Annotated in this window: 25 protein-coding genes and 1 pseudogene; 7 read left to right on the plus strand and 19 right to left on the minus strand. The window is 75.0% G+C overall.

Annotation, left to right across the window (positions count from 1 at the left end):
• Positions 1-7 precede the first annotated feature (7 nt).
• The 4 genes from AC0VYN_RS06000 to AC0VYN_RS06015 form a co-directional block, all read right to left on the minus strand.
• Positions 8-1,381: an FtsW/RodA/SpoVE family cell cycle protein gene (locus tag AC0VYN_RS06000; protein ID WP_386925562.1), complete on the minus strand. Its 1,374-nt coding sequence runs from the start codon at positions 1,379-1,381 to the stop codon at positions 8-10.
• A 303-nt stretch (positions 1,382-1,684) separates the two neighbouring features.
• Positions 1,685-2,929: an ATP-binding protein gene (locus AC0VYN_RS06005; RefSeq protein WP_475535081.1), complete on the minus strand. Its 1,245-nt coding sequence runs from the start codon at positions 2,927-2,929 to the stop codon at positions 1,685-1,687.
• Positions 2,926-3,681, minus strand: coding sequence for a hypothetical protein (locus tag AC0VYN_RS06010; protein WP_475535082.1), 756 nt, complete (start codon positions 3,679-3,681; stop codon positions 2,926-2,928). Before AC0VYN_RS06010 ends, AC0VYN_RS06005 begins: the two co-directional genes overlap by 4 nt.
• A 104-nt stretch (positions 3,682-3,785) precedes the next feature.
• Positions 3,786-4,292 carry a protein-tyrosine phosphatase family protein gene (locus tag AC0VYN_RS06015; protein ID WP_385459474.1) on the minus strand — a complete coding sequence of 169 codons (507 nt, stop codon included), beginning with the start codon at positions 4,290-4,292 and terminating at the stop codon, positions 3,786-3,788.
• Positions 4,293-4,398: 106 nt separating this feature from the next.
• Here AC0VYN_RS06015 and AC0VYN_RS06020 point away from each other — a divergent pair, with 106 nt between their 5' ends.
• Positions 4,399-5,202 carry a nuclease-related domain-containing protein gene (locus tag AC0VYN_RS06020; RefSeq protein WP_475535083.1) on the plus strand — a complete coding sequence of 268 codons (804 nt, stop codon included), beginning with the start codon at positions 4,399-4,401 and terminating at the stop codon, positions 5,200-5,202.
• Between the two features lie 94 nt (positions 5,203-5,296).
• On the opposite strand, the gene ligD is transcribed toward AC0VYN_RS06020, so the two are convergent.
• Positions 5,297-6,178: a non-homologous end-joining DNA ligase gene (gene ligD / locus AC0VYN_RS06025; protein WP_475535084.1), complete on the minus strand. Its 882-nt coding sequence runs from the start codon at positions 6,176-6,178 to the stop codon at positions 5,297-5,299.
• A gap of 67 nt (positions 6,179-6,245) precedes the next feature.
• Between ligD and ku the strand changes: the two genes are divergently transcribed.
• The gene (ku, locus tag AC0VYN_RS06030; protein ID WP_475535085.1) at positions 6,246-7,301 is read left to right on the plus strand and encodes a non-homologous end joining protein Ku; all 1,056 of its coding nucleotides are present in this window, start codon (positions 6,246-6,248) and stop codon (positions 7,299-7,301) included.
• Positions 7,302-7,473: 172 nt separating this feature from the next.
• Here ku and AC0VYN_RS06035 read toward each other — a convergent pair whose 3' ends face one another.
• From AC0VYN_RS06035 to AC0VYN_RS06075, 9 genes are all read right to left on the minus strand, one after another.
• Positions 7,474-8,220: a DUF4142 domain-containing protein gene (locus AC0VYN_RS06035; RefSeq protein WP_475535086.1), complete on the minus strand. Its 747-nt coding sequence runs from the start codon at positions 8,218-8,220 to the stop codon at positions 7,474-7,476.
• A 106-nt stretch (positions 8,221-8,326) separates the two neighbouring features.
• Positions 8,327-8,767, minus strand: a complete 441-nt coding sequence (locus AC0VYN_RS06040) for a PPOX class F420-dependent oxidoreductase (protein WP_475535087.1) — start codon at positions 8,765-8,767, stop codon at positions 8,327-8,329.
• Positions 8,768-8,925: 158 nt separating this feature from the next.
• Positions 8,926-9,261: a TcmI family type II polyketide cyclase gene (locus tag AC0VYN_RS06045; RefSeq protein ID WP_475535088.1), complete on the minus strand. Its 336-nt coding sequence runs from the start codon at positions 9,259-9,261 to the stop codon at positions 8,926-8,928.
• A 48-nt stretch (positions 9,262-9,309) separates the two neighbouring features.
• On the minus strand, positions 9,310-9,789 hold the full coding sequence (locus tag AC0VYN_RS06050; protein ID WP_385459460.1) for an SRPBCC family protein: 480 nt from the start codon (positions 9,787-9,789) through the stop codon (positions 9,310-9,312).
• Position 9,790: 1 nt separating this feature from the next.
• The gene (locus AC0VYN_RS06055; RefSeq protein WP_475535089.1) at positions 9,791-10,060 is read right to left on the minus strand and encodes an acyl carrier protein; all 270 of its coding nucleotides are present in this window, start codon (positions 10,058-10,060) and stop codon (positions 9,791-9,793) included.
• Between the two features lie 98 nt (positions 10,061-10,158).
• Complete coding sequence (locus AC0VYN_RS06060) at positions 10,159-11,412, minus strand: ketosynthase chain-length factor (RefSeq protein WP_475535090.1); 1,254 nt, start codon at positions 11,410-11,412, stop codon at positions 10,159-10,161.
• Positions 11,409-12,698: a beta-ketoacyl-[acyl-carrier-protein] synthase family protein gene (locus AC0VYN_RS06065; RefSeq protein ID WP_475535091.1), complete on the minus strand. Its 1,290-nt coding sequence runs from the start codon at positions 12,696-12,698 to the stop codon at positions 11,409-11,411. Before AC0VYN_RS06065 ends, AC0VYN_RS06060 begins: the two co-directional genes overlap by 4 nt.
• Positions 12,695-13,162 (minus strand): cupin domain-containing protein, encoded by a 468-nt coding sequence (locus AC0VYN_RS06070; protein ID WP_475535092.1) that lies wholly within the window; start codon positions 13,160-13,162, stop codon positions 12,695-12,697. The genes AC0VYN_RS06065 and AC0VYN_RS06070 overlap by 4 nt, the downstream gene beginning before the upstream one ends.
• Positions 13,163-13,245: 83 nt before the next feature.
• Positions 13,246-14,469, minus strand: a complete 1,224-nt coding sequence (locus AC0VYN_RS06075; protein WP_475535093.1) for a SchA/CurD-like domain-containing protein — start codon at positions 14,467-14,469, stop codon at positions 13,246-13,248.
• A 267-nt stretch (positions 14,470-14,736) separates the two neighbouring features.
• On the opposite strand from AC0VYN_RS06075, the gene AC0VYN_RS06080 reads away from it, so the two are divergent.
• Complete coding sequence (locus AC0VYN_RS06080) at positions 14,737-16,401, plus strand: FAD-dependent oxidoreductase (RefSeq protein ID WP_475535094.1); 1,665 nt, start codon at positions 14,737-14,739, stop codon at positions 16,399-16,401.
• A gap of 107 nt (positions 16,402-16,508) precedes the next feature.
• Here the strand turns inward: AC0VYN_RS06080 and AC0VYN_RS06085 are convergent, their stop codons facing one another.
• From AC0VYN_RS06085 to AC0VYN_RS06095, 3 genes are read right to left on the minus strand one after another with little or no spacing between them, the layout of a single operon-like run.
• On the minus strand, positions 16,509-17,093 hold the full coding sequence (locus AC0VYN_RS06085; RefSeq protein WP_385459569.1) for a rhodanese-like domain-containing protein: 585 nt from the start codon (positions 17,091-17,093) through the stop codon (positions 16,509-16,511).
• Positions 17,094-17,151: 58 nt separating this feature from the next.
• The gene (locus AC0VYN_RS06090) at positions 17,152-17,901 is read right to left on the minus strand and encodes a sulfite exporter TauE/SafE family protein (protein ID WP_475535095.1); all 750 of its coding nucleotides are present in this window, start codon (positions 17,899-17,901) and stop codon (positions 17,152-17,154) included.
• A complete protein-coding gene (locus AC0VYN_RS06095) occupies positions 17,898-19,271 on the minus strand; it encodes a rhodanese-like domain-containing protein (RefSeq protein WP_475535096.1) in 1,374 nt (457 codons plus the stop codon). Before AC0VYN_RS06095 ends, AC0VYN_RS06090 begins: the two co-directional genes overlap by 4 nt.
• A 207-nt stretch (positions 19,272-19,478) precedes the next feature.
• Between AC0VYN_RS06095 and AC0VYN_RS06100 the strand changes: the two genes are divergently transcribed.
• From AC0VYN_RS06100 to AC0VYN_RS06110, 3 genes are read left to right on the plus strand one after another with little or no spacing between them, the layout of a single operon-like run.
• Positions 19,479-20,018, plus strand: a complete 540-nt coding sequence (locus AC0VYN_RS06100; protein WP_475535097.1) for a hypothetical protein — start codon at positions 19,479-19,481, stop codon at positions 20,016-20,018.
• 56 nt (positions 20,019-20,074) lie between these two features.
• The gene (locus tag AC0VYN_RS06105; RefSeq protein WP_475535098.1) at positions 20,075-22,453 is read left to right on the plus strand and encodes a DUF4132 domain-containing protein; all 2,379 of its coding nucleotides are present in this window, start codon (positions 20,075-20,077) and stop codon (positions 22,451-22,453) included.
• Positions 22,453-22,845, plus strand: coding sequence for a hypothetical protein (locus tag AC0VYN_RS06110; RefSeq protein WP_475535099.1), 393 nt, complete (start codon positions 22,453-22,455; stop codon positions 22,843-22,845). The genes AC0VYN_RS06105 and AC0VYN_RS06110 overlap by 1 nt, the downstream gene beginning before the upstream one ends.
• Here the strand turns inward: AC0VYN_RS06110 and AC0VYN_RS06115 are convergent.
• Both AC0VYN_RS06115 and AC0VYN_RS06120 read right to left on the minus strand, forming a co-directional pair.
• The gene (locus AC0VYN_RS06115; RefSeq protein ID WP_475535100.1) at positions 22,817-23,290 is read right to left on the minus strand and encodes a hypothetical protein; all 474 of its coding nucleotides are present in this window, start codon (positions 23,288-23,290) and stop codon (positions 22,817-22,819) included. The genes AC0VYN_RS06110 and AC0VYN_RS06115 overlap by 29 nt on opposite strands.
• Before the next feature lie 2 nt (positions 23,291-23,292).
• Positions 23,293-23,640 (minus strand): class F sortase, encoded by a 348-nt coding sequence (locus AC0VYN_RS06120; RefSeq protein WP_475535101.1) that lies wholly within the window; start codon positions 23,638-23,640, stop codon positions 23,293-23,295.
• A 49-nt stretch (positions 23,641-23,689) separates the two neighbouring features.
• On the opposite strand from AC0VYN_RS06120, the pseudogene AC0VYN_RS06125 reads away from it, so the two are divergent.
• Positions 23,690-24,361 (plus strand): annotated as a pseudogene (locus AC0VYN_RS06125) (B12-binding domain-containing protein); the annotation flags it as partial.
• Between the last annotated feature and the right edge of the window lie 306 nt (positions 24,362-24,667).

Below are 24,667 nucleotides of genomic sequence, written 5' to 3' on the forward strand. Positions count from 1 at the left end.
TCCCCGCTCACGGCGCCGCCTGCCGGGGGCCCAGGCTGCGGGCCGCGTGACTGACCCGGATCAGCAGCGCCACGATCGCCCAGTTGGTGACCACCGACGAGCCGCCCTGGGCCAGGAACGGCATCGCCATGCCGGTCAGCGGGATCAGGCCGGTCACCCCGCCCGCGATGACGAACACCTGGAGCGCCACGATCGAGGAGAGGCCGACCGCGAGCAGCCGGCCGAACGGGTCGCGCGCGGCGAGGCCCGCCCGGAAACCGCGCTCCACCAGCAGCGCGTACAGCAGGAAGATCGCGGTCAGGCCGAGGAAGCCCAGCTCCTCCCCGGCCGTCGCCAGGATGAAGTCCGACTTGACGGCGAAACCGATCAGCACCGAGTGCCCGAGGCCGAGACCCGTGCCGGTCACCCCGCCCGCCGCGAAGGCGAACAGCGACTGGGCGAGCTGATTGGCACCCCCTCCGGCCTCGATCGAGGCGAAGGGGTGCAGCCAGTCCTCCACCCGGCTGTGCACGTGCGGCTCCAGCCAGCCCACGGCGACCGCGCCGAGCGAGGCCAGCAGCAGGCCGACGGCGATCCAGCCGGTGCGGCCGGTCGCGACGTAGAGCAGGACCACGAACAGGCCGAAGAACAGCAGCGAGGTCCCGAGGTCCCGCTCCAGGACCAGGACGCCGACGCTGACCAGCCACACGGCGACGATCGGCCCGAGCACCCGGCCGGTGGGCAGCTGGAGCCGCCACACGCGGCGGCCCGCGTACGCCAGGGCGCTGCGGTTGGCGGCCAGGTACGCGGCGAAGAACACGGCGAGGAGCACCTTCGCGAACTCGCCGGGCTGGATGGAGAACCCCTCGATCCGGATCCAGATGCGGGCGCCGTTCACGGCCGGGAACAGGATCGGCACGGTGAGCAGGACGAGCGCGGCGGCGACGCAGACGTAGGCGTAGCGCTGGAGGGCGCGGTGGTCGCGCAGGAGCAGGACGACGACGATGAACAGCGCGACGCCCAGCGTGGACCACACCAGCTGGGTCGGGGCCGCCCGGTCGCCCGGCGTCTCCAGGTCGAGCCGGTAGATCAGCACCAGACCGAGGCCGTTGAGCAGCACGCCGATGGGCAGCAGCAGCGGGTCGGCGCAGGGGGCGCGCAGCCGTACCGCCAGATGCGCGAACACCGCGAGCACTCCGAGTCCGGCGCCGTAGCCGGCGGCGCCGGGCGGCAGGGTGCCGTGCTGGGCGAGGCCGACGTTGCAGTAGCCGAACACCGACAGCAGGACGGCCATGACGATGAGGGCGAGTTCAATGCCACGGCGCCGGGGGAGGCGGGCGGCGGGAGCGGGGGTGTCCGCCTGGGCCACGGTGATTCCGGTCTCGGTTCCGGCCTTGGTCATGTCCGGAACTTACCGACATGGTGGGGTCTGCGATCCGTCGGCATCAGTACCAGCGCGGCGCGGGACCGGTGGTGCCGATGCGGCGGGCCGGGGAGGGACGAAGGTTCAGCAGCGACATGGGTACCTCCCGGGAGGCGGGAACGCCGACGCGGTCGAACGTGCCGAAGCGGTCTGAGGTGACTGAGCAGTCGAAGGTGACTAAGCGCCACATTAGGAGCGGCGGGTGAGGGCCGCCCGTCGCACTGCGCCATCGGGGACGGCGCGGGCCGTCACGGCCGGCCGTTCCGGTCAGGGCCGCTGAGGTCAAGGCCGCTGAGGCAGCGTCAGGGTGGCCAGCGCCCCGCCGCCGGGCGGATTCACGAACTCCAGCCGCGCGCCGAGCACCTCCGCCTGCCCCAGCGCGATCGTCAGCCCGAGCCCGTGCCCCTTCGTGCCGCTCTCGGTACGGAAACGCTGCGGGCCGTGCGCGAGGAGGTACTCCGGATAGCCGTCCCCGTGGTCGCGCACGGTGATCACCGGCCCGTCCACGGTGAGCACCACCGGCGCCCGCCCGTGCCGGCCGGCGTTCGCGACGAGGTTGCCGAGCACCCGCTCCAGCCGCCGCCGGTCGGTCTCCACCCGCGCGTCGCGCACCACGTCCACGCGCGCGCGTGTGCCGGAGCCCCGCACGACCCGCCGGGCCAGCGTGCCCAGCTCCTCCGGCTCCGTCTCCAGGCGCTCCCGTCCGGCGTCCAGCCGGGAGATCTCCAGCAGGTCCTCGGTGAGCGTGCGCAGGGCGGCCACCCGGTCCCGCACCAGCTCGGTCGGGCGGCCCGGCGGCAGCAGTTCGGCCGCCGCGTGCAGCCCGGTCAGCGGGGTGCGCAGCTCGTGCGCCACGTCCGCGGTGAACCGCTGCTCGGCGAGCAGCTTGCCCTGCAGCGACGCCGCCATGGAGTCCAGTGCGGCGGCGACCGAGGCCACCTCGTCCTGCGGCCGCGTCGGATCCCTCGTCCGGGGGTCGCCGACCCGCGCGTCGAGGTCGCCCGCGCTGATCCGCCGGGCCACCCGCGCCGTCGCGTGCAGCCGGCGCGTCACCCGGGTCACCGCGAACGCGCCCACCACCAGCGTCGCCCCGATCGCCAGCCCCGACGACCACACGATCGCCCGGTCCAGGCCCTCGATGGTGCGCTCGCCCTGGGAGTGGTCGACCCGCACCGCGAGGACCCGGCCGCCGTCGGCCGGGCCCGCCGCCCACATCGTGGGGCGCCCGTCCCGCTCGGCGAGCACGGTGCCGCGCCGGCCGGAGGCGGCCAGCTCCCGCAGCGACGGCGGCAGCCCCGGCTGATCGACGCCCGCGCCACGGCGCAGCGGGTCCCCCGCCTCGTACGCCGCCGTCGCCTCCCGCAGCCGGGCCAGGGCCGTCTCGCGGGCCCGCCCCACGGTCTGGTCGGTCACCGAGACGTGCACCAGGACGCCGAGCAGGGCGGCCAGCGCGCAGCACATCACCGTGATGAACACCGCGGCCTTCAGGGCCAGCGGGCCGGCCCACCGCGGCAGCACCGGCCTCACCGGGCGCCCGCCGACGGGGACGGGGCCGGGGAGACGGAGGGGCGTTTCCCGCCCGCCGCGTCACCGGTGCGCAGCATCTCGTCGCGGGTCAGGAGCATCGCGTCCTGGTCCGGGTCCCAGGTCCACTGGAGGCGGTACTCGTAGCCCGCCACCTCCGACGGCGACCGCACGATCACCGACCGCCCGGCCAGCTCGACCGCGCTCACGGCGTCCTCGTAGGACATCACCCGCACGAGCCGGCCCTTCTCCACGCCGTAGACGCGCACGGCGGTCATCCGCGCGGGCAGCAGCCGGAAACCCAGCGTCATCTCGGCGCGCCCGTCACCGGTCAGGTCCCGGTAGTACGGCCGCAGGACGGGGCACCGGGCGCTCCCGCCGGCCGCGCCGCAGTCGGCCATGCGGCGGGCCGTCTCGCGGTACGGCGCCTTGTCGCCCGCGTACTCGGCCGGGTGCGCGGCGATCTCGGCCCGCACGGCGGCCACCGGGTCGGCGCGGCGGATGTCGCCGCCCGGCACGGGAACGCCCCGGACGACCTCGTGGTCCACCTCGCCGATGTCGTACGCCGGACTGGAGGCAGGCGTCAGGTCCGGCCACAGCCGGGCGGGGCTAGCGGCGGTCGGCGTGGCGCCCGCGCTCCGCAGCCCGCCCGTGTCACCGCAGCCGGTCACCGTCACCGAGGCCGCCGCGGTCGCGAGCAGCAGCGCGCAGGCGGCGGGGACACGGGCCGGGCGCCCACGGCGGCTGGGGAGCACGGCACTCCTGGAGTTCGGTGATCGGCGAGTCGGCGATCGTCGTCTGCGGTCCCGCACCCTCGTTCGTACGGGGGGCCATTTTGCCTGCCCGGCCGCGCACCGGGCTACTCGGCCAGTTCCTCCAGCAGCCGGGCGGTGACCAGGCCGGCCCGCAGGTACTCCGCGAAGAGTTCGTTGTGCAGTGCCCACGGCGAGCGGCGGGCGCGGATCAGCCGCATCGCCTCCTCGGCGCCGCGGCCCCGGTGCATCAGGACATGGGCGACCACGAGGCCGGAGCGGTTGTACCCGTGGTAGCAGCGGACGAGGACCCTGCGACCCGCGTCCAGCGCCTCGCCCGCGGCCTGCGCCAGCCGGATCACCCCCGCGAGCTGCGTCCCGTCCAGCGGCCCGTCGGGGATCGGCCACACCTGGTGCTCGACGCCCGGGTCGGGGCCGTGGCCGGGCAGCCTGAGCAGGGTCTGCACCAGGTCGAACTCGTCCCGCACCACCGCGGACTCCAGCCGTCCGCCCGGCCGCCGGAACTCGTGCCCGCCCATCCACAGACCGGGCACGATCTCGTCCCACGGCCGGCCCGGGGCCGGTACGTCGGATCCCTTGCCACGGGTACGCAACGCGCCTCCCCATCCCGCCCGAGGACCTGCCCCACCGCCGTCAACGGTAGCCCGGTCTTGCCGCGGGAGCACCCCTCCTGGTCCCATGGTCGTGAGGTGATGAGGCATGAGCGGACTGCGCGTCATACCGACCCGGCGGCACGGCCGGGAGCGGCTCCAGGTCTGCCTCGCGGACGGCCGGAACATCGCCTGGTACGACCGTGACGCGGCCCGGGTGAGCCTGCTGAGCGACGAGCGCGAGGGGGAGGTGCTCGAGGCCCTGGGGCCCTTCCTCACCGGCCCGGTCACCGTCGGCCCGCCCCTGGTCCCCACCCCCGGCGAGCTGGCCCGGCTCTGCCTCCACCCGGACGACGACCTCGCCCCCAACCGGCCCGGCGAGGCGCTCCTGGTCGCCCTGGACCGCGACACCGGAGCGGCGCACCGGCTGCGCCCCGACCCGCGGCGCCGGGAGCTGGCGGCCGAGCAGCTGACCGGGCGGGTCCTCGACCGGCTCGACGGTGCCGGCCGGCACGTCCTGCACTCGGTCCCGCTGCCCGGTGGCGATCGCATCCACCACCTGCTGATCGGGCCCGGCGGCCTCTTCGCCGTCCACGTGCTGCCCGTCCGCAGGCAGCGGGTGCGGATCACCGACCCGCTGGTCGCGGTGGGGCGGCGCGCGCCGCGGCCCCTGCTGGAGCGGGTCCGCTCCGACGCCGCCCGCGCCTCCTGCGCCCTGACCGCCGAGGTCCGCCCCGTCCTGGCCCTGGCCGGTCCGGCCGGCGTGGAGGCCGCGGTCCCGCCGCGCGACGTCCGGGTCCTCACGGCCGAGCAGCTGCCCGGCCTGGTGCGCGCGGGCGGGGTGCTCAAGCCGGCGGACGTGGAGGCCCTGCACGCGGTGGCCCGGGACCGCACCGTGTGGACGCGGGCCTGACGGTCCGGCGCCGGAACCGGCCGGTGCCCCGTCAGGTCGGTGCCGGAACCGGCCGGGACGCGTCAGGGCAGCTCCGGGACCGGCCGGGAACCCGTCACGGCAGCTCCGCCGCCCGGCGCCGGTCGAACAGCGGTGCCAGCAGGTCGCCGTGGTCCTGGAGCCGCGGCCCGAGGTCGCCCGGCCGGAACACCAGCTGCTCCGCCCGCCGGCACGCGGCCACCTCCTCCCACGTCACCGGCGTGGAGACGGCCGGTTCGGCGCGGGCCCGCACCGTGTAGGGGGCGGCCGTCGTCTTGCGCGCGGCGTTCTGGCTCCAGTCCACGAACACCTTCCCCGGACGCAGGCTGCGCGTCATCCGGTGCACCACCAGCCGCGGCAGGGCCCGCTCCGCCTCCACGGCCAGCGCCTTCGCGTACTCAGACACCCGCTCGGACGACGCCCCCCGCACCCCCGCCAGCAGGTGCAGGCCCTTGGCCCCGGACGTCTTGGCGTGCACCTCCAGGCCGTCCGCCGCCAGCCGCTCCCGCAGCCACAGCGCGACCTCGCAGCACTGCACCACGGTCGCGGGCGGCCCGGGGTCGAGGTCGAACACCAGCCGGTCGGCCTCGCCGGGATCGTCCGCCGTCCACTGGTGCGTGTGGAACTCGGTCACCAGGTTGGCCGCCCACATCAGGCTCGCCAGGTCCTGCACCAGCACCATCCGGGCCGGCCCCTCCGACCGGGGCACCTCGGCGGTGGTGACCCAGTCGGGCGTACCCGGCGGCACGTTCTTGGTGAAGAACAGCTGGCCGCCGGGTCCGTCCGGGTAGCGCAGGAAGGACACCGGGCGGTCCCGTAGATGCGGCAGCAGCACCTCGGCGGTCGTCGCGTAGTAGTGCAGCAGCTCGCCCTTGGTGAGGCCGGTCGCCGGATACAGCACCTTGTCCAGGTTGCTGAGGGCCACCCGCCGCCCCTCCACCTCCGTGATAGGCGCCATACGATGAGAATCTCACGAAACACGGACAAATCGCCCAGGGTGGCAAGCGAACGGAAGGGTGCTGCACGTGCGATCCATCTGGAACGGCGCCATCTCCTTCGGCCTGGTCAGCATCCCGATCAAACTGGTGAACGCGACCGAGAGCCACGCGGTCTCCTTCCGCCAGATCCACACCGAGGACGGCGGCCGCATCCGCTACCGCAAGGTCTGCGAGCTGGAGGACCGCGAGGTCGCCCAGGACGAGATCGGCAAGGCCTACGAGGACGCCGACGGCTCGATGGTCCCGATCACCGACGACGACCTGTCCCAGCTCCCGATCCCGACCGCGCGGACGATCGAGATCGTGGCCTTCGTGCCCGAGGAGCGCATCGACCCGCTCCAGATGGGCGCCGCGTACTACCTGGCGGCGAGCGGCGCCCCCGCCGCCAAGCCGTACACCCTGCTGCGGGAGGCGCTCAAGCGCAGCAACCGGGTCGCCATCGCCAAGTACGCGCTGCGCGGCCGTGAACGCCTGGGCATGCTGAGGGTCGTCGGCGAGGCCATCGCGATGCACGGTCTGCTGTGGCCGGACGAGGTGCGCGCTCCCGAGGGCGTCGCCCCGGACACGAACGTGACGGTCCGCGACCAGGAGCTGGACCTCGCGGACGCGCTGATGGACACGCTCGGCGAGATCGACCTGGACGACCTGCACGACGAGTACCGCGAGGCCCTGGAGGAGGTCATCGCCGCGAAGGCCGCCGGCGAGGCGCCCCCGGAGAGCCCGGCCCCGGCGAGGTCCGGCAAGGTGCTGGACCTCATGGCCGCCCTGGAGAACAGCGTGCGGGCGGCCCGCGAGTCCCGGGGCGAGGAGGGGGAGGAGGAGGCCGGGGCCGAGGTCAGGTCCCTGCCGCGGGGCAGGACGGCGGCGCCCCGCACGCCGAAGGAGACCGGCGGCAAGAAGTCCACGTCGACGGCGGCGAAGAAGACGGCGGCGAAGAAGCCGGCCGCCGCCGCGAAGAAGCCGACGGCCGGCCGGTCCGGGAAGAAGGCGGCGGCCGGGACCGCGGCGAAGAAGGCGACGGGCAAGACCGCCTCCGGCAAGAGCAGCGCGAAGAAGACGGCCTCCCGCAGGCGCAGCGCCTGAACCCGAGGGGGTGTGCGCGCCGGCGCGGTAGCGAGGCGGGTGGCGAGTCCGCGGTCCCGGACGGCTCCGACCCGCATCCGCTGGGCTGGGCGGCGGACGTGGCGGCGGCCCCGACGCCCGATCAGCCCGCCCGATCAGCCCGCCTGATCCGCCCCCCGGTGCCGCGGCGCGGTCAGGGAGCCGCCGGGGACGGAGCCGGCGTCGGCGGGGCCGTGTTCACCTTCAGGTCGGGCCGCGGCCTGAGCACCAGCACCCGCTCGCCCGGCTGGGGCGGCGGCGGGGTGACCTGCTCCCTCGGGAGCTTCGCCGGGCCGGTCTGCTGGAAGGTGACCTGGTCGTACTCGACCAGTCCGGTCCGCTCCAGGACCGTGATGTGGTCCAGGACGGTGTCGTTGGCCAGGTCGGCGAGCTGCCGCACGAGGGTGTTCTTCGTGGTGGCCCGGATCTTGGCGATGGCCGGGAAGATCTGGCCGTGCGTCACCCGCATGATGTTGACCGCCGACGCGTCGAACTCCCTGCCGCTCTTGGCGTCGACGGTCGCCACGAATCCCTGCTGCTGCGGGGAGGGCTTGTTGGGCAGGGTGATGCCCAGTTCGGGGGCGATCTCGCGGCACATCGCGTCGAGACCGGCGTGCCCGACGACGAGGTGCTCGCCGGCCGTCCTCATCTCCTCGGTCGTCCCGCGCCGCATGGCCATCTCGCCCAGCGGGTACTCCCACAGCCCGGCGGCCCGGACCTTCACGACGAAGTCGCGGTCGGCCTCGGTGAGCGGCCCGTACTTCGTACTCGCGACGACGCGGTCCTGATTGCCGTCGGGCCTGTCCAGACCGAGCACGGCCGGGAAGGCCAGCGCGGTGAGGGTCAGGGTCATCGCACCGAACAGGACGACGACTCCGATCCTGCTGCGGGACAGCCGCATGATGCCTCCAGGGACGACGCGTGGGACTCGTACGCCAGGAGGTACGCAAACGGCGGGCGGATCGATCAGCGCTCCGGCACAAAAACCCGGACCGGTCCGTCGACCGTCACGATCGGCCGAGATCGGCCCCGTACACCCGGTCGACGGCGATCGTGACCAGCACCCGGCGGTCGGACACCATGACCGCCCGGTACTCGTCCCAGTCCGGGTGCTCCCCCGCGGCCGCCCGGTAGTACTCCACGAGCGCCTCGACCTCCGGGCCGTGCGGGTCGGTGCCCGGTCCGGTCAGGGTCGCCGTTCCCTCGGCGGTGGCCCAGGACCTGCCGTCGGGCGCGGTCACCTCCAGCGCGGCCCGCGGGTCCCGGCGCAGGTTGGCGGTCTTGGCCCGGCCCTCCTGGGTGGAGACGCGGACGAGGCCGGCCGCGGGGTCGTAGGAAGGGGTGACGGGGGAGAGCTGCGGGCGGCCGTCCGCCCTGAGCGTCGCGAGTACGCCGAGCCGGCTCGCCGCCAGCAGTGCGTGCGGGTCGAAGGAGGGTGTGGTGGTCATGGAGGGATCATCACCCCTCGCCCCGCCGCCCGTCCCGCGAACCGCCGCCGGCGGGGCCGGACGGTCAGGGGCACGCGGATCTCCCGTCCCGGCGCGCGCGTCGGGGCCGCCCGCGGAAGGCGGGCGGCCCCGAGGGTCCGGCGGGCGGCGGACCGGCGTCAGCCGGTGCCGGTCCGCTCCCAGGTGTAGAAGCGGCGCGCCATCGCGTCCTTCGGACCGCGCCAGGTCGCCGGGTCGTAGGCCGACACGTACGGCTCGAGCCGCTCGCTGACCCGACGGAACTCCGGATGCCCGGTCAGCCTGCCGATGGCGGGGGCCGGGTCGGTGTCGCTCTCGATGAGGTGCAGGTACACACCGTCGCCGAACTCGAAGAGACTGCGCCGGTTGACGCCCACCAGGTGGGGCAGCTCGCCGCGGTCGGACTCGGCGAACACCTTCGCGATGTCCGGTGCCGCGCCCGGGGCCATCCGGGCGACGATCAGGGTGTGGTGCATGGGGAGGTGCCCTTCGTCGGTGCCGGTCGGCACTGTGGTTCGACGGGATCAGTCGGCGAGCACCGAGGCGGTCCGCCGCTCACCCGCGGCCTGCTCGATGCGGTCCCGGATCAGCGCCATCTGCGTACGGGAGTTCCGGTTGATGTTCTCCGTCATCCCGGCGTCGTCGACGGGCGCCTCCGGCTTCATCGCGAAGTCCTGGATCCAGCGCATCCGGGTCCCCTCCGCGGTCTCGGTGTACTCCCAGACGATGTTCATGTACTGGAAGGGACCGGTCTCCACCCGGTGGGCGCGGACCGTGCGGGTCACCGGGTCGGCGACGCGCTCGGACACCCAGCTCCACACCCGCCCCTCCTCGTCCGGGTGCATGGTGAGCCGGAAGGTGACCCGGTCGCCGTCCCGTTCGAGGACCTCCAGGGAGGCGTACTCGCTGAACAGCCGGGGCCAGTTCTCGATGTCGTTGGTCATGTCCCAGACCAGCGTCATCGGCGCGGCGATGACGATCTCGTTGTCGGTGTGCCCGGCCATGTCACACTCCCGTCTTCAGGGCGCCGTTGACCAGCGCGAGGAAATCCGCGGGCGTCTTGCAGCGCTCGGCCTGCTCCGGCAGGCCCAGCCCGTACCGCTTCTCCAGCTCGGCCACGATGCCCAGCAGGCCGAGCGAGTCCAGGCCGAACGTGTCGAATCCGGCGTCGGCCCGCTGCTGGAGGGTGACCGGGTCGACGTGCACACCGGCGGTGCGTTTCATGAGCGCCGACAGTTCCTCGACGGTCACCTGGTAGTCCACTTGGTCGGTCATGCGGAGGTGCTCCTTCACTCGGATCGGCGCACGCCGGGAGGCGGCGCCCGCTCGGGATGGTGACGGCTCCGCCGGGGCGGGACCCGGCGGGCCGGTGCTCAGGCGGTGGGCGGCACCGTGCCCCGGCGCAGGACCAGAGCGGAGTTGCAGCCCATGAGTCCCCGGCCGAGGACCAGGGCCGTGCGCGGCTCGGCGGCACGGGCCCGGCCCGCCACCAGGTCCAGGTCGTGGCAGACGTCGAACACGTTCGGGGTGGGCGGGATCAGTCCGTGCTCCATGGCGAGCACCGCGGTCGCCACGTCCAGCACCGGTGCCGCGCAGTACGCCCGCCCGGTCCCGGTCTTGGGCGCGGTGACCGGCACCCGCCGTGCGTGCGGCCCGAGGGCGTCGGCGAGCGCGAGGGCCTCGGCCCGGTCGGCCTCCGGCACCCCGAGGGCGTCCGCGAACACCACGTCCACCTCCTCGGGCCGGCAGCCGGCCTCCGCCAGCGCGCCCTCGATCGCCCGCGCCAGCCCGGCCCGCGACTCCTCCCAGCGGGAGGCGCCGGTGAAGGTCGCCGCGTGCCCGGCCACCGTCGCCCGCGCGTCGGCCCCGCGCTCGCGCGCCGCGTTCTCCTCCTCCAGCAGCAGCACCGCCCCGCCCTCGGCCGGCGCGAAACCGCAGGCCGCCTGGGTGAACGGGCGGTAGGCGCGGTCCGGTTCGGTGGCCCGGCTCAGCTCGGGGTAGCCGAGCTGGCACACGATCGAGTACGGGGCGAGCGGTGCCTCCGTCGCGCCGCACACCACCGTGTCGGTGCCGCCCCGCACGACCAGCGCCGCGTGCGCGAGGGCGTCCAGTCCGCCCGCCTCGTCGGCGGCGACGACCCCGCAAGGGCCCTTGAAGTCGTTGCTGATGGAGATCTGGCCGGTGCTGGCCGCGTAGAACCAGGCGATCGACTGGTACGGGCCGACGTACCGCGAGCCCTGGCCCCACAGGTTCTGCAGCTCGCGCTGCCCGAACTCGCCGCCGCCCGAACCCGCCGCGGTCACCACGCCGACCGAGTACGGCGACTCGACGTCGGCGCGGCCGAACCGCGCGTCGGTGAGCGCGAGCTGCGCGGCGGTCATCGCGAAGTGCGTGAACCGGTCGGTCTGGACGAGGTACCGCTCCTCGGTCAGTTCCGACGGGTCGAAGCCGCGCACCTCGCCCGCCACCCGCAGCGGCAGCTTCTCGCAGCCCTCCCGGGTGACGGGCCCGAGGCTGCTGGTGCCGTCCGCGACTGCCTTCCAGTGGGCCTCGGCCCCGATGCCGTGGGGGGACACCACACCGAGGCCGGTGACCACCGCGCGCCGGGGCCGTTGTCGTCCGCTCATCGCGGCCCTCCTTCCGAACCGGAGCCAGCACCGGAACCGCTGAGTACGACGGCGGACTGGAAGCCGCCGAAGCCGCTGCCCACCGACAGCACGTGCCGCAGCGAACGCTCCCGGGCCTCGCGCGGCACGTAGTCCAGGTCGCACTCGGGGTCGGGGGTCGTGTAGTTCGCCGTGGGCGGCACCACCTGGTGGTGCATCGCCAGCACGCACGCGGCCAGCTCGATCGAGCCGATCGCGCCGAGCGAGTGGCCCACCATGGACTTGATCGAGCTCATCGGTGTGCCGTACGCGTGCTCGCCCAGCGACCGCTTGACGGCCGCGGTCTCGTGCCGGTCGTTCTGCTGGGTGCCGGACCCGTGCGCGTTGACGTAGTCGACGGCGGTGGGGTCCAGCCGGGCCATGTCCAGCGCGGTGTCGATCGCCCGCGCCATCTCCAGGCCCTCCTTGGTGAGCCCGGTCATGTGGTAGGCGTTGCCGAACGTGGCGTAGCCGGAGATCTCGCAGTACACGTCCGCGCCGCGGGCCCGGGCGTGCTCCAGGTCCTCCAGGACCAGCACCGCCGCGCCCTCGCCCATGACGAAGCCGTTGCGGTCGGCGTCGAAGGGCCGGGAGGCGTGCGCCGGGTCGTCGTTGTTCGGCGAGGTCGCCTTGATGGCGTCGAAGCAGGCCATGGTGATCGGCGAGATCGGCGAGTCGGCCGCGCCCGCCAGGCACACGTCGACGCGTCCCTCGGCGACGGCGTGGTAGGCGTACCCCACCGCGTCCAGACCGGACGTGCACCCGGTGGACACCGTTTGCACCGGCCCGTGCACTCCGAACTCCTCGGCCACGGCCGACGCGAGCGTCGCCGGGGTGAAGGCCCGCTCCAGGTGCGGCTCGGCCCGCCGGTCGTCCACGTCCCACCGCGTGCCGCGCTCGCTGACCAGCACGTAGTCGTGCTCCAGCCGGGTCGTGCCGCCGACCGCCGTGCCCAGCGTGGCACCGGCCCGCCAGGGGTCGAGCCGGCCGAGGTCGAGCTCCGCGTCGCGCACCGCGTCGGCGGCGGCGACGAGCGCGAACTGCACGTACCGGTCGCACCGCTGCGCGGTGGCGAGGTCCAGCCCGAGCGCGGACGGTTCGAAGTCGCACTCGGCGGCGATCTGCGAGCGCAGACCGGCCGGGTCGAAGAGGGAGATGCGCCGCGTCGCCGTACGGCCGTCGGACAGCAGGCCCCAGAACTGCGGCACGCCGATCCCGCCCGGGGCGACGACGCCTATGCCCGTGACGGCGACCCGTCGCCGCGTCATGACACCGCCTCGGCCGCGGCGGCGGGACGCTCGTGCCCGGCGCACCCCGCGTGGCCCTCGTGCGGCAGGGCGTTGCCCTCCGCGTCCTCCGTGTCGACGTGGCCGAGCTCCGGCCGCGGGGCCAGCGGCCCCAGGTGGAAGACCATCCGAGCCTCGACGGCGCCGACGTTGCGGAAGCGGTGGCGCACGTTCTGCGGGATCAGCACCCCCTGCCCGACGGAGAGCGAGTGCGGCGCCCCGTCCAGGTCCACCTCGAGCGTGCCGTCGGTGACGTACACGAACTCCTCGGAATACGGGTGGTAGTGCTCGGCGATGCGGTCGCCGGGCTGCACGATGGCCACGCCCATGAAGCCGCTGGTCGACCCGGCGGTGGTGGGCGTGAGGAGGGCGCGGAGGTCACCGCCGCGTCGGGTGTTGGGCGCGATGTCGCCGAGGGAGACGATGCGTACCTGCTGGTCTGTCATGTCGGTCACTCCGGAAGGACGGAAGGCGGTGGGGAGGGACGGCGAGCACCGGCCGGCGGGCCGGTGCGCGCCGGCGGGGCGGGTCAGGAGGGGAGCGAACGCCGGTCGGTCAGCGGCGTCATACGGGCCCGCGCGAGCAGCCGCGACAGCGTGCCGGCGTCCGTCAGGGGTCCGTCGATGCCGACCGAGGCGGTGTCCAGCAGCCGTTCGGCCACCGCGACACCGGCCGCGGCGGAGGACCCGCCGCGGTCGTGCAGCCCCAGGACGAACGCGGGCTCCTCGTCCGGGTCACCGGCCACGTCGACGAGCCGTACCACGAGGTCGTCGCGGTGGAAGACGGTCGTGGCGAGGACCGGGCCGTCGGGGGTGTAGACGGCGGAGGCGTCCTGCCGGGCCAGCAGCCGGGCGAGTTCGGGACCCGCGCCGGGCCGCACCGGGTAGAGCAGCGCGCACCGCTGCGGGCGGGCCTCGGCCCCGGTCGCGGACGCCACGTGGTGGACGGCCGGCATCGCCGCCAGCGTGAAGAACCGGCGGGCGGAGTGCGGGTCGTTCAGGTCGCGGTCCTGCTCCAGGTAGGGGTTGAGGGCCTCCTCGACGGCCCGCACCCCGGGCTGCCGGGCGACGTGGCGCAGCGCGGACTGCAGGTCGCCCCGCACCTCCACGGCCCGCACGATCCGGTTGCCGTGCATGAACAGCGACGTGCGCAGCAGCCGGGTGGCCTCGTCGACCTGGGCCTCGGGTGAGGCGTAGTTGGACAGCAGCTCGGCGACCTTGGCCTCGCTGCCGGGCCGCACGGTGAAGGTCAGGGCGTGCCGGACGACGTTGCTCCCGACCCGGGGAGCGTCCCGCAGCTCCTCGCCGGCCGCGGCGGGTGCCTCGGTGCCGTCGGCCAGGGTCTCCCGCAGCACGCTGTAGCGCAGGGAGCGGGTGTCGCGGACGCAGGTCTGCAGCGGCTCGACCGCCGACAGGTGCTCGTCGCTGTTGACCCATGCCAGGAAGGGCGCCGCGCTCTCCCATTCGCTGGTGAGGAGCCACTGCGTGGGGTTCTCCAGGGACTGGCACAGCTGGTCGCTGACGTGTCCCGGCACGGCCGCGACCCGGTGACGGATGCGCTCGTAGGCGTTGAGGAACTCCTGCTGCATGCCGTCGTGGATGTCCAGCATCAGCACGACCCGCACGCGGGATCCGTCGAACGCCGATATCGAGACGCCGCCCGCGTCCGCGGACACGGCGGCCGTCGCCCCGGCACCCATGGCTGCGGCATCCGCCGATCCGGCATCCGACGACACGACGGGAGAGACCGTCATCCGGCCCACCTCTTCTCGGGGGAACTTCCTCGTGGACTGGGGGAGTACGACCGTCGCCGCGCGCGCCGCGTACGGCGGGGTGCGCCGGTCGCACAAACACGATCGTGGGCCGTGCCCGCGGGGACCGCGAACCAGGCGGGACAAGCGGGTGAAGCCTGAGCCGCCGCGGGCGTCACGGGGCATGCATGAAGCCCCGGCCCCTGCATGTCACGGGAGCTGCCACTCGACGACGGCCCGACCGCGGCCCGACGCAATGGAGGACGAGCGATGAACGAAAGAGCCGGTCGATCGGAATCCGGGGCCCACCGCGTCCCGGTATTGATCGTCGGAGGCAGCCTGGTGGGCCTGTCGACCTCGGTGTTCCTGGGTCGGCTCGGTGTCCGGCACACCCTGGTGGAGCGCCACGCCGGCACCTCCATCCATCCCCGGGGACGGGGCAACAACGTCCGCACGATGGAGCTCTTCCGGGTGTCGGGCACCGAGCCGGACATCCGGCGGGCCGCCGCCACGCTGGCCGACAACCACGGCATCCTCCAGACGCCGACCCTGGTCGGCGACGCGGGGGAGTGGCTGTTCAAGAAGATCGACCCCGGCAACGGCCTGGCCCGGTTCAGCCCCAGCGGGTGGTGCCTGTGCAGCCAGAACGACCTGGAGCCCGAACTCCTCACCCACGCCCGCCGGCTCGGCGGCGACCTGCGCTTCGGTACGCAGCTGCAGTCGTTCGAGGCGGACGCCGACGGGGTCACGGCGGTCGTCGAGAACCGCGAGAGCGGCGAGCGCACCACGATCCGCGCGGACTACCTGGTGGCGGCCGACGGCCCCCGCAGCCCCGTGCGCGAGAAGCTCGGCATCGGGCAGAGCGGACCCGGCGACCTGTTCCACAACATCAGCGTCACGTTCCGCTCCCGCCGGCTCGCCGACGTCGTGGGCGACCGCCGCTTCATCGTCTGCTACCTCACGGCCCCGGACGCGGACGGCGCCCTGCTCCCGGTGGACAACAGCGAGAACTGGGTCTTCCACGCCCCGTGGCACCCGGAGAACGGCGAGACGGTGGAGGACTTCACCGACGAGCGCTGCGCCGACCACATCCGCCGCGCGGTCGGCGACCCGGACCTCGACGTCGAGATCACCGGCCGGGCCCCGTGGCACGCCGCCCAGCGCGTCGCCCGCAGCTACCGCTCGGGCCGGGTGCTGCTGGCCGGCGACTCGGCCCACGAGATGTCCCCGACCGGCGCGTTCGGCTCCAACACCGGCATCCAGGACGCCCACAACCTCGCCTGGAAACTGGCCGCCGTCCTCGACGGCTGGGCCGGTGACGGCCTCCTCGACACCTACGACGCCGAACGGCGCCCGGTCGCGGAGGCCACCAGCGCCCGCGCCGCCGCCCGGTCGGCCGAGCACAGCCACCCCGGCTTCGCCCCGCCCCCGGCCGCGGGAGGCGGCGGCGGCCCGCAGCGCGGCATCCTCAACGTCGCCCTCGGCTACCGCTACCCGCAGGGCGCGGTCGTCGGCGCCGACCCGGCGACGCCGGTGGTCCCGGAGGAGCTCTCGCTGACCGGCGAACCCGGCAGCAGGGCCCCGCACCTGTGGCTGCTGCGCGGCGAGGAGCGCGTCTCCACGCTCGACCTCTACGAGCGTTCCCTCGTCCTGCTCAGCGACGCGACGGAGCCCAGCGGCTGGCACGAGGCGGCGACCCGGCTGGCCCACGAGATGAGCCTCCCGCTGACGCCGTACCGGGTGGGCAAGTCCCCGGACGCCGACCTGCTGCCCGAGAACGACGACACCGACTGGGCGAAGGCCCACGGCGTGACGCGCGGCGGGGCGGTCCTGGTGCGCCCGGACGGCTTCGTGGCGTGGCGGTCCCCGGGGCCCGCGCCGGACCCCGCGGCGACGCTGCGTCAGGTGGTGACGTCGGTCCTGTCCCTGGCCTGACCCGCGGGCCGGGGTCCACGCCGTGCCGCCGGGCGCGTCCCCGCACGGACGTCCCGGCGGCCGGTCCCGCGGCGCTCGCCGTCACCGGACCGGCCGCCGGGTCGCGGTCAGTGGCCGCGCAGCCGGGCGAGCGTGGCGTCGAGGTCGGCGCGGTGGGGCCGGTTGTGGGGGAGCCTGCCGAGCAGGGCCGCCATGCCGCAGGTGTCGGTGAGCGCCGAGAAGACCAGCCCGCCCGCGATGCCCGCGGACAGCAGCTGGAAGGCCGGGTGCACGAGCAGGCCGAGCAGGAGTCCGAGCAGGACCAGGGTCCCGGCGGTGAACCGGACCTGGCGCTCCATGCCCCAGCGGGCCTTCTGGCCGCCCGCCGGCCGGTCGAGCGGGTGCCCCTGCGCGGCCCAGGCCCCGGTGCCTCCGACGAGGGTCGCGGCCCGGACGCCGTGCTCGGCGAGGACGCGGCAGGCGTTCGCGGAGCGGTTGCCGGAGGCGCAGACGACGAGCACGTCCCCGCGCTCGGCGGCGGCCCGCAGCTCGGGCAGGGCCTGCCGGAGCCGGTCCAGCGGCACGTTGTGGGCGCCCGGCAGGTGACCGCCGCCGTACTCGCCGGGGGTGCGGACGTCGACGACGGTGAGTTCGTGCAGGCGGGAGTGGGCCTGGCGGGGGTCCAGGGTGTCGGGGGCGGCGGGGGTGGTCATGGGGAGGTCCTTCCTGTGGAGGTCGATGGTGCTGCGGGGGAGGTGCCGTCGTGGCCGCTCACGGGAGGAGCGCGTCGACGAGCATGAAGAGGGCCACCGCGAGGAGCGCGTAGGCGAAGACGGTCTGCAGGGTCCGGCCCTTGACCTTATCGGCCAGGCGTCTGCCGTCCCAGGCGCCGAGGACCGCCGCCGCGGTGAAGGGGCCGACGACGGCCCAGTCGAGGTGCGTCCCGGTGCCCGCCCGGGCGCCGAGGGCGGCCAGGGAGTTGACGGTGATGACCAGGAGGCTCGTGCCGACGGCCCGGCGCATGGCCAGACCCAGCACGCCCACCAGCGCCGGGACGGCGAGGAAGCCGCCGCCCACGCCCAGGAACCCGGTCACCGCACCCAGCCCGGCACCGACGGCACCGGCCTTCCCGGGGCGGACGGGACGGCCGGACGGCTCGGTGGCCGGGGACCGCAGCATCCGCCGGGCGGCCAGCGCGGCGACGGCCGAGAAGGCCACGACCAGCGCCGTCTCGGGCACCCGGCCGGCCAGTGCGCCGGCGAGCATCGCGGGCACGACACCCGCGGCGGCGAACAGCAGCCCGGTGCGCCAGGCGACGTTGCCGTCCCGGGCGTGCCCGGCCAGCGCGGTGACGGAGGTGAGGATGACGATCACGAGGGCGGCCGTCGTCGCGTCGGCCGGGTCGAAGTGGAGCAGGTAGATCAGGGCGGGCACGGCGAGGACGCTGCCGCCCCCGCCGAGGCCGCCCAGGGCCAGGCCGACGACGGCACCGGCGACGAGCGCGGCGATCAGGGCGGTCATGCCGTGCGGTCGGTCGGGTCGGTCACCGTCAGCCCGGCGGCGCCGGCCGCGTCGAAACCGTCGTCGACGGCCACGACGTCCCGTCCCGCGGCGTCCAGCAGCGACGCGGCGATCGCGGCCCGCATGCCGCCCGCGCAGTGCACCCACACGGTGCCGGCCGGCACCTCGTCCAGCCGCTCGCGCAGCTCGTGGACCGGGATGTGCACGGAGCCCGCGATGTGTCCGGCGGCCCGCTCGGAGTCCCGCCGTACGTCGAGGACGACCACGCCGTCCGTGCCGCGTCCGGCCAGTCCGGCGAACGTCGACCGCGGGAACGACACCGGCCGCCCGCCCTCGGGCACCCACTCCTCGGGCGTCCCGGTGGCGGCGCTCGCGGGGCGGTCGATGCCGACCCGGACCAGCTCGCGCTGGGCGGCGGCCACCTGTTCCGGCGACTCGGCGAGCAGCGTGACCGGCTTGCCCCAGGGGATCAGCCAGGCGAGGTAGGTGGCGAGCTTGCCGTCCGCCTCGAAGTTGTACGACCCGGCGACGTGGCCCTCGGCGAAGGCGACGCGGCTGCGCAGGTCCACCACCCACTCGCCCGCCGCCAGCCGGGCGGCGATCTCGTCGGCGTCGGCGACGGCCGGCGGGGTCAGGTCGACCGGGGCGGGACCGCCCGCGTTGGCCGGGCTCATGTGCGTGTAGTAGGCGGGCACGTCGTCCAGCTCCGCCAGGAGCCGGGCCACGAAGGCGTCGACGTCCTCGGTCAGCGCGGCGTTGACGGCCTTCTCCCGGCCGATCGTCGTGGCGTCCCCGTCGGCCTGCGCGGAGGAGCAGAAGCTCCCGAAACCGTGCGTCGGCAGGACGGACGTCTCGTCCGGCAGCTCCGCGGCCAGGCGGTGCGCGGAGGCGTGCTGGGCCCGGGCCAGCCGCTCGGTCAGCCGCGGCTCGACCAGGTCCGGACGCCCCACGGTGCCGATCAGCAGCGAGCCGCCGGTGAACGCCGCGACCGGCACGCCGTCCTCCCGCAGCACGTACGAGGTGTGATGCGGGGTGTGGCCCGGGGTGGCCACCGCCCGCAGCTCCAGCCCGGTGTCGACGCCGACCGTGTCACCGTCCGCCACCGGCACCCGCGAGAAGGAGACGCCGGCGCCGGCCGGCACCAGGTATACGGCACCCGTCACCCGGGCCAGCTCCAGACCGCCGCTGACGTAGTCGTTGTGGAGGTGGGTCTCCACCACGTGGGATATCCGCACCCCGCGCCGGGCGGCCACCGCCAGGACCTGGTCGATGTCGCGCGGCGGGTCGACCACGACCGCGTTCCGCGCGCCGCCGGCCAGGTAGGAACGGTTGCCGAGACCTTCCAGCTCGAGGGTGTCGACGAAGAACATCCGGAAACTCCTTCACAGGGAAGATTACCCCCCCGGGTATGTCGTCCACCGTAACACGGGTACCCCGGGGGGTATATTCCACGGTCTTCGGCCACGGGCGCCGGCCGTGCCGGGGCGGACGGCCGCCGCCCCGCGCCACCTGTCCCGCGGCCGCGAAGTGCGGCACTGTGTCCCCGACTGCCCGCGCCACTCCAGGGGGGAACCGCGTTGTGGGAGCAGCTGCCCGCGCTGACCGGTGTCGTCGTAGGAGCGGCCGGCTCCTACCTGGCCACCAGCCTCACGGAGCGGAGCCGCTGGCGGCGGGCCCGCGCGGAACGCTGGGACCAGCGCAGACTGGACACCTACGCCTCCTACGCCAGCGCCCTGAAGCACCAGATCAACATCGCGCAGCGCATGGGGGCGGCCCGGGGGTTCCGGCACGCCGTCGACCCCCTGGACCCGGAGCAGGGCCTCGCCCAGCTCGCCGAGGCCGAGACGCGGCGCGCGGCCGAGTGGGAGTCCGTGCTGCTCGTCGGCGACGCCGAGACCGTCGCGGCGGCCCGCGCGTGGCACGAGGCCGTGTGGAACGTCGAGCTCTACGCGCGCGGCGACCGGGACGACCCCGCCGGCTGGGAGGACGCCGTCCGGCGCATGAGCCGGGCGCGGGACGCCTTCTACGCCCTCGCCCGCCGCGACCTGGGCATCGCGGGCCCGCCCCCGCCGTCCGGGAACTGGCCCCGGGTCTGGCAGCGCGACGGGACGGCCTGACGCCCGCGGCCGACGGCGTGATCAGTGTTGTCAGTGCTTCCTGCCATCATCCGGCCATGCTGAACGACGCCTTGGGGACCCGGGACCGGGAAAGGGGCCCGACGAGCCCCGCCGACCTGCTGATGCGCGCGCTGACCGACCCGGACTTCGGCGAGGACGGCCACCCCGACCCGGCGGAGGTCTCCGACGAGGAGCTCGGCACCCTGCTCGTCGCGGCCCTGCGGACGGACCCCTCGGCCCCGCGTCCGATGCGCACGGCCGGCCACGCGATACGCGCCGAGGCCAGGGAACGGCAGCCGCGCTTCACACCCTCCGCCTGCCGCCGGCTGTTCGACCTGCTCGTCGAGGAGTGCGAGGAGCACGGCGGGGCCGACCTCACCCTGGGCCTGGACGCGCTCCAGCACTGCACCGGGCCGCTGCCCGACGTGTCCTGGCCGGCCCGCGCCCTGGTCGGGGCGCAGCTGGACAAGGACAGCGTGCGCCGGCCGTACGCGCTGCTCGCGGTCGCGACGCTCGCCGGCGACGAGACGCTCGACGCGGCCGTGGCACGGCTCTCCCGCGACGTCGGCCCCATCGTCGCCGACGAGACGGCCGTCATCGCCGGACTCACCCTGCCCGAACAGACGGCGCTGTCCGGGACGGACCGGGACAGCAGGTTCGTCCCGCCGCACGTCGACGCGTGGCGGCGGTCGGCCGAAAGCCCGGCGTACCTGGCGTTCGCCCGCCGCGCGCTGGAGGCGGCCGCCGACCGCACCGACGCGATCCGCGCGGGCGAGATCCCCTACCGGGCGGACAAGGCCTTCACCGACCGCGAGATCACCTCGCTCGGCCAGGCCCTGCGGGTCGCACTGCTGCGCGACGAACCCTGGCTGCCCGGCCTGTTCGACCGGCTCCTGCCCGGCCTCGCCCTCGCCCCGACGGCGGCGAGGACGCTCCCCTCCCAGGCCCTGCTGTACGAAGTGGTGCGCGCCGCCCAGGACTTCCCGACACCCGAGCTGGTCACCGCGATCCGCACCGTGCGCCGGACCGTCCGGCACGCCGGGGTGCCCAAGCAGCTGGACAGGATGCTCAAGAAGGTGGACGCCGCCCTGGCCGAACGCACCGACGTGGCACTGCGGCTGCCCCGGACGGACTTCACCGCCGCCGACGGGGGCTCCGCCGCGGGTGGCGTCCTGCGCCGGACGGCCGGGGACTACGAGGCGGTCGTCACGGTCACCGAGACCGCCGCGCTGACCTGGGAGAAGGACGGCCGCCCGCTGCGCTCCGTCCCGGCGCCGGTCCGCCGCGACCACGCCGCCCTGGTCAGGGAGCTGCGCGACCTGGTGAAGCGGCTGAACGCCCAGCTCGCCACCCTCCTGCGGGCGCTGGAGGGCGGCTTCACCGTCGACACCGTCCCCCCGTACGGCCGGTGGCGCGCCGAGCTGGCCGGCCACCCCCTCGCCCGGACCCTCGTGGGCCGGCTGATCTGGGAGATCCAGGTCGCGCCCGGCGAGTGGCGGGCCGTGCTGCCCGAGACGGGCGAGGCCCTCCCCGACGCGCCCGACGACGCCGCCGTACGGCTCTGGCATCCGCTGCGCTCCGAGCCGGACGCCGTACGGGCCTGGCGTGAGCTGCTCACCGAACGGCGCGTACGGCAGCCCTTCAAGCAGGCGTACCGCGAGATCTACCTCCTCACCCCGGCCGAGGAGCGCACCGGCACCTACTCGAACCGCTTCGCCGCCCATCTCGTCCACTACCGCAGGATGTTCGCCCTGTTCCGGGCCCGGGGCTGGACGAGCCGCCTGCTCGGTCCCTGGGACGACGGGGACGGCGACGAGGCCGAGCGCACCCTGGCGGCGGGGGAGTGGCGGGTCCGCTTCCGCCACACCTGGTCCGAATCCGTCGGCGACGACGAACTGGCCTCGACCGACCGGGTGTGCTTCGACCACCGCACGGAGGGTGCCTGGCGCGAGGCACGCCTCGCCGAGGTGCCCCCGCTGGTGTTCAGCGAGGCCATGCGCGACGTGGACCTCTTCGTCGGCGTGACCTCGATCGCCGCCGACCCCGACTGGACCGACGGGGGCGCCGGGCGCGCCTACTGGGAGCGGACCGCGTTCGGCGAGCTGACCGAGAGCGCCCTGGCACGCCGCGACGTGCTGGAGCGGCTCCTGCCCCGGCTGAAGATTGCCGACCGCTGCACGCTCGACGGCCGCTTCCTGCGGGTCCGGGGCGAGCTGCGCACGTACCGGATCCACCTCTTCTCGGCGAACATCCTGATGGAACCGGACGACAGCTACCTGTGCGTCGTCCCCGCCAGGCGCCCGGCGGACCGCGCGGTGTTCCTGCCCTTCGACGACGAACGGCTCGCCCTCATCCTCAGCAAGGCGTTCCTACTGGCCGCCGACAGCGCCATCACCGACGAGACCATCCTCCGCCAGATCCGGCGAGGTGCCTGATGGGCTCCGTGACCTTCCGGGACGAGACCGCGACGGGCAGGCTCGTCGCCGAGTGGACGATGACCGGACTGCCCGGACGGATGACGGTGCGGGAGCTGATCGGGCTCCGGGTCGGCGAGGAGGCCGCCCGGTACAACGCCCGCCCCGGCGACCGCTTCGACGGCCTGGTCCGCCCCGACGGCGCCGAACCGGGCCCCGGCGGCCACCGTCTCCGCGCGCCCCGCCGCGTCGACGCGCGCCGCCAGACCGAGGCGGCCGAACGGGCCTTCCTCACCAACGGCTTCTTCGTCCTGAACAGCGACCGGCAACTGGAGGACCTCGACGACACCGTGGACCTCACGACCGGCCCCGCCCTGGTCTTCGTCAAGCTGATGGCCCTCGCCGGCGGCTGAGCCGGCACGCGAACCGGTGCCCGCCCGGCGGGAGGGCGGGCACCGGTCCGGACGGCCGGGCCGCTCGCCTCCGCCACCAGGCGACCAGTACGCCGGTGAGCAGACAGCACACCAGGCCGGTCCGTGGCCCGGGTGCGCCCGGGAAGCGGCGCGGGGCGCGGGAGCCGGCCGGGGACTCCGGCCGCCCGCGGAGCGGACTCGCCGGGGCGGCCTCGGCGGTGCCGGCCAGTTCCCGCTCGATGCGCCGCCACACCCGGTCCGGAGGGGCCACGGGAAGATCCGCCTCCTCGACCGAGCGGACCGCGGTGACGATCCGGGTCATCATCCGCAGCTCGTCGCGGCAGCGCCGGCACCCGGCGACGTGCCGCAGGGCACGGACGTCGTCGGGCGAGACGCCGTTCCCCAGGGCCAGCTCCGCCAGATGCGCCGGGTCGACATGTGACACCGTCAGCCTCCCGCCGGCTCCGCGGTGACGATCAGGTTGGCCTGGTAGCCGCCGTCCTCGGGGACGAAGGGAGGCGCACAGGTGATGAGGGTCAGGACCGGCGGCCCGGCACGGCGGAAGGCCGAGGCGGGGATCGCGTCCCTGGGCACCGTCGAGCGGGCCACGATACGGTAGCGGACCGGTTCGGCTCCGGCCCGTAGGACCTCGACCCGGTCTCCGGGCCTCACGTTGTGGAGCGACGCGAACTCGCCGAGCTCTCCGCTGTCGCCGCGGATGTGCGCCCTGACGGCGACCGGCCTGCCCCCGGCCGAGGCCGCCCGCCTGGCCCTCGGCGGGACGGACGCGGTCACGCCCCCGCGTGCCGAGGGCGGCCCCCCTGCCCCGCCGCCGGCGGCCCGCGCGCGCAGCCGGGCCGGAGCGGGGCTGAGACTCGGCGACGCCCGCCAGGAGTGCCGGGGAGTCGCCCGCGCGGCCCTGCGCCTCGACGCCGCCGCCCTCGACGAGCTGCTGACCGGCGCGATCGAGAGGTACGGCCTGGTCACCGCCTGGACGGAGGTGATCATGCCGACCCTTCAGGCGGTCGGCCGCAAGTGGGAGAGCTCGGGGGAGCGGTACGTCGAGGTCGAGCACTTCCTGTCCTGGCACGTCTCCGGCGCGCTGCGCCGCCACGCGCCTCCCGTGCCGGCCGACCGCCCCGGCACCGTCACCGTGCTCGCCTGCGCGCCCGCCGAGAACCACACCCTGCCGCTCGAGGTGCTGGCCGCCGCCCTGACCGAACGGGGCCTGCCGATCCGCGTGTTCGGCGGCTCGCTGCCCGTGGAGTCCCTCGTGGCCGCGGTCCGCAGGACGGGCCCGGCCGCGGTGGGCCTGTGGGCGCAGTCCCGGACCACGGCCAGCCGCCCCCTGGCCCGGCACATCGCGGCGATGGAGTGGGGCGTGCGCGGCGCGCGCAGGAAGCCGGCCGTCCTCACGCTCGGACCCGGCTGGGCCGGGCAGACCGCGCCCGGGCTGCCGCACCCTCCCGGACTGGCCGAGGCCGTCGCGGTCGTCGAGTCCGTCGTACGCAGGTGAGACGACGCCCCTCGTCGGGTACGCGCATGCGGCGGCCGGGTATTCCGGCATCCGGGTGACAGCCGGCCGGATCACGCAAGCCGCATCCGGGGACGCCCGGCGCGGGGAACAGACGATGGAGCAAGAAGAGCCGGTGCCCTTGCCTGCGACTGGGAGCGGAGTGTGGACCTCGACGGCGCGCGCGTACGGGTGGCCCGTGCCACCGGTGTCCCGGGCGGTGCGTCCGCCCCGGTGGCGGCGCCCGGCGCCCCGTACCTGGCGGTGCCGACCAGCGGCCCCCGCGCCCGGCGGACCGGGCCCGGACGT

This window comes from Streptomyces sp. 63XJN7_1_ISO-PGPR-S23-121, assembly GCF_056173025.1.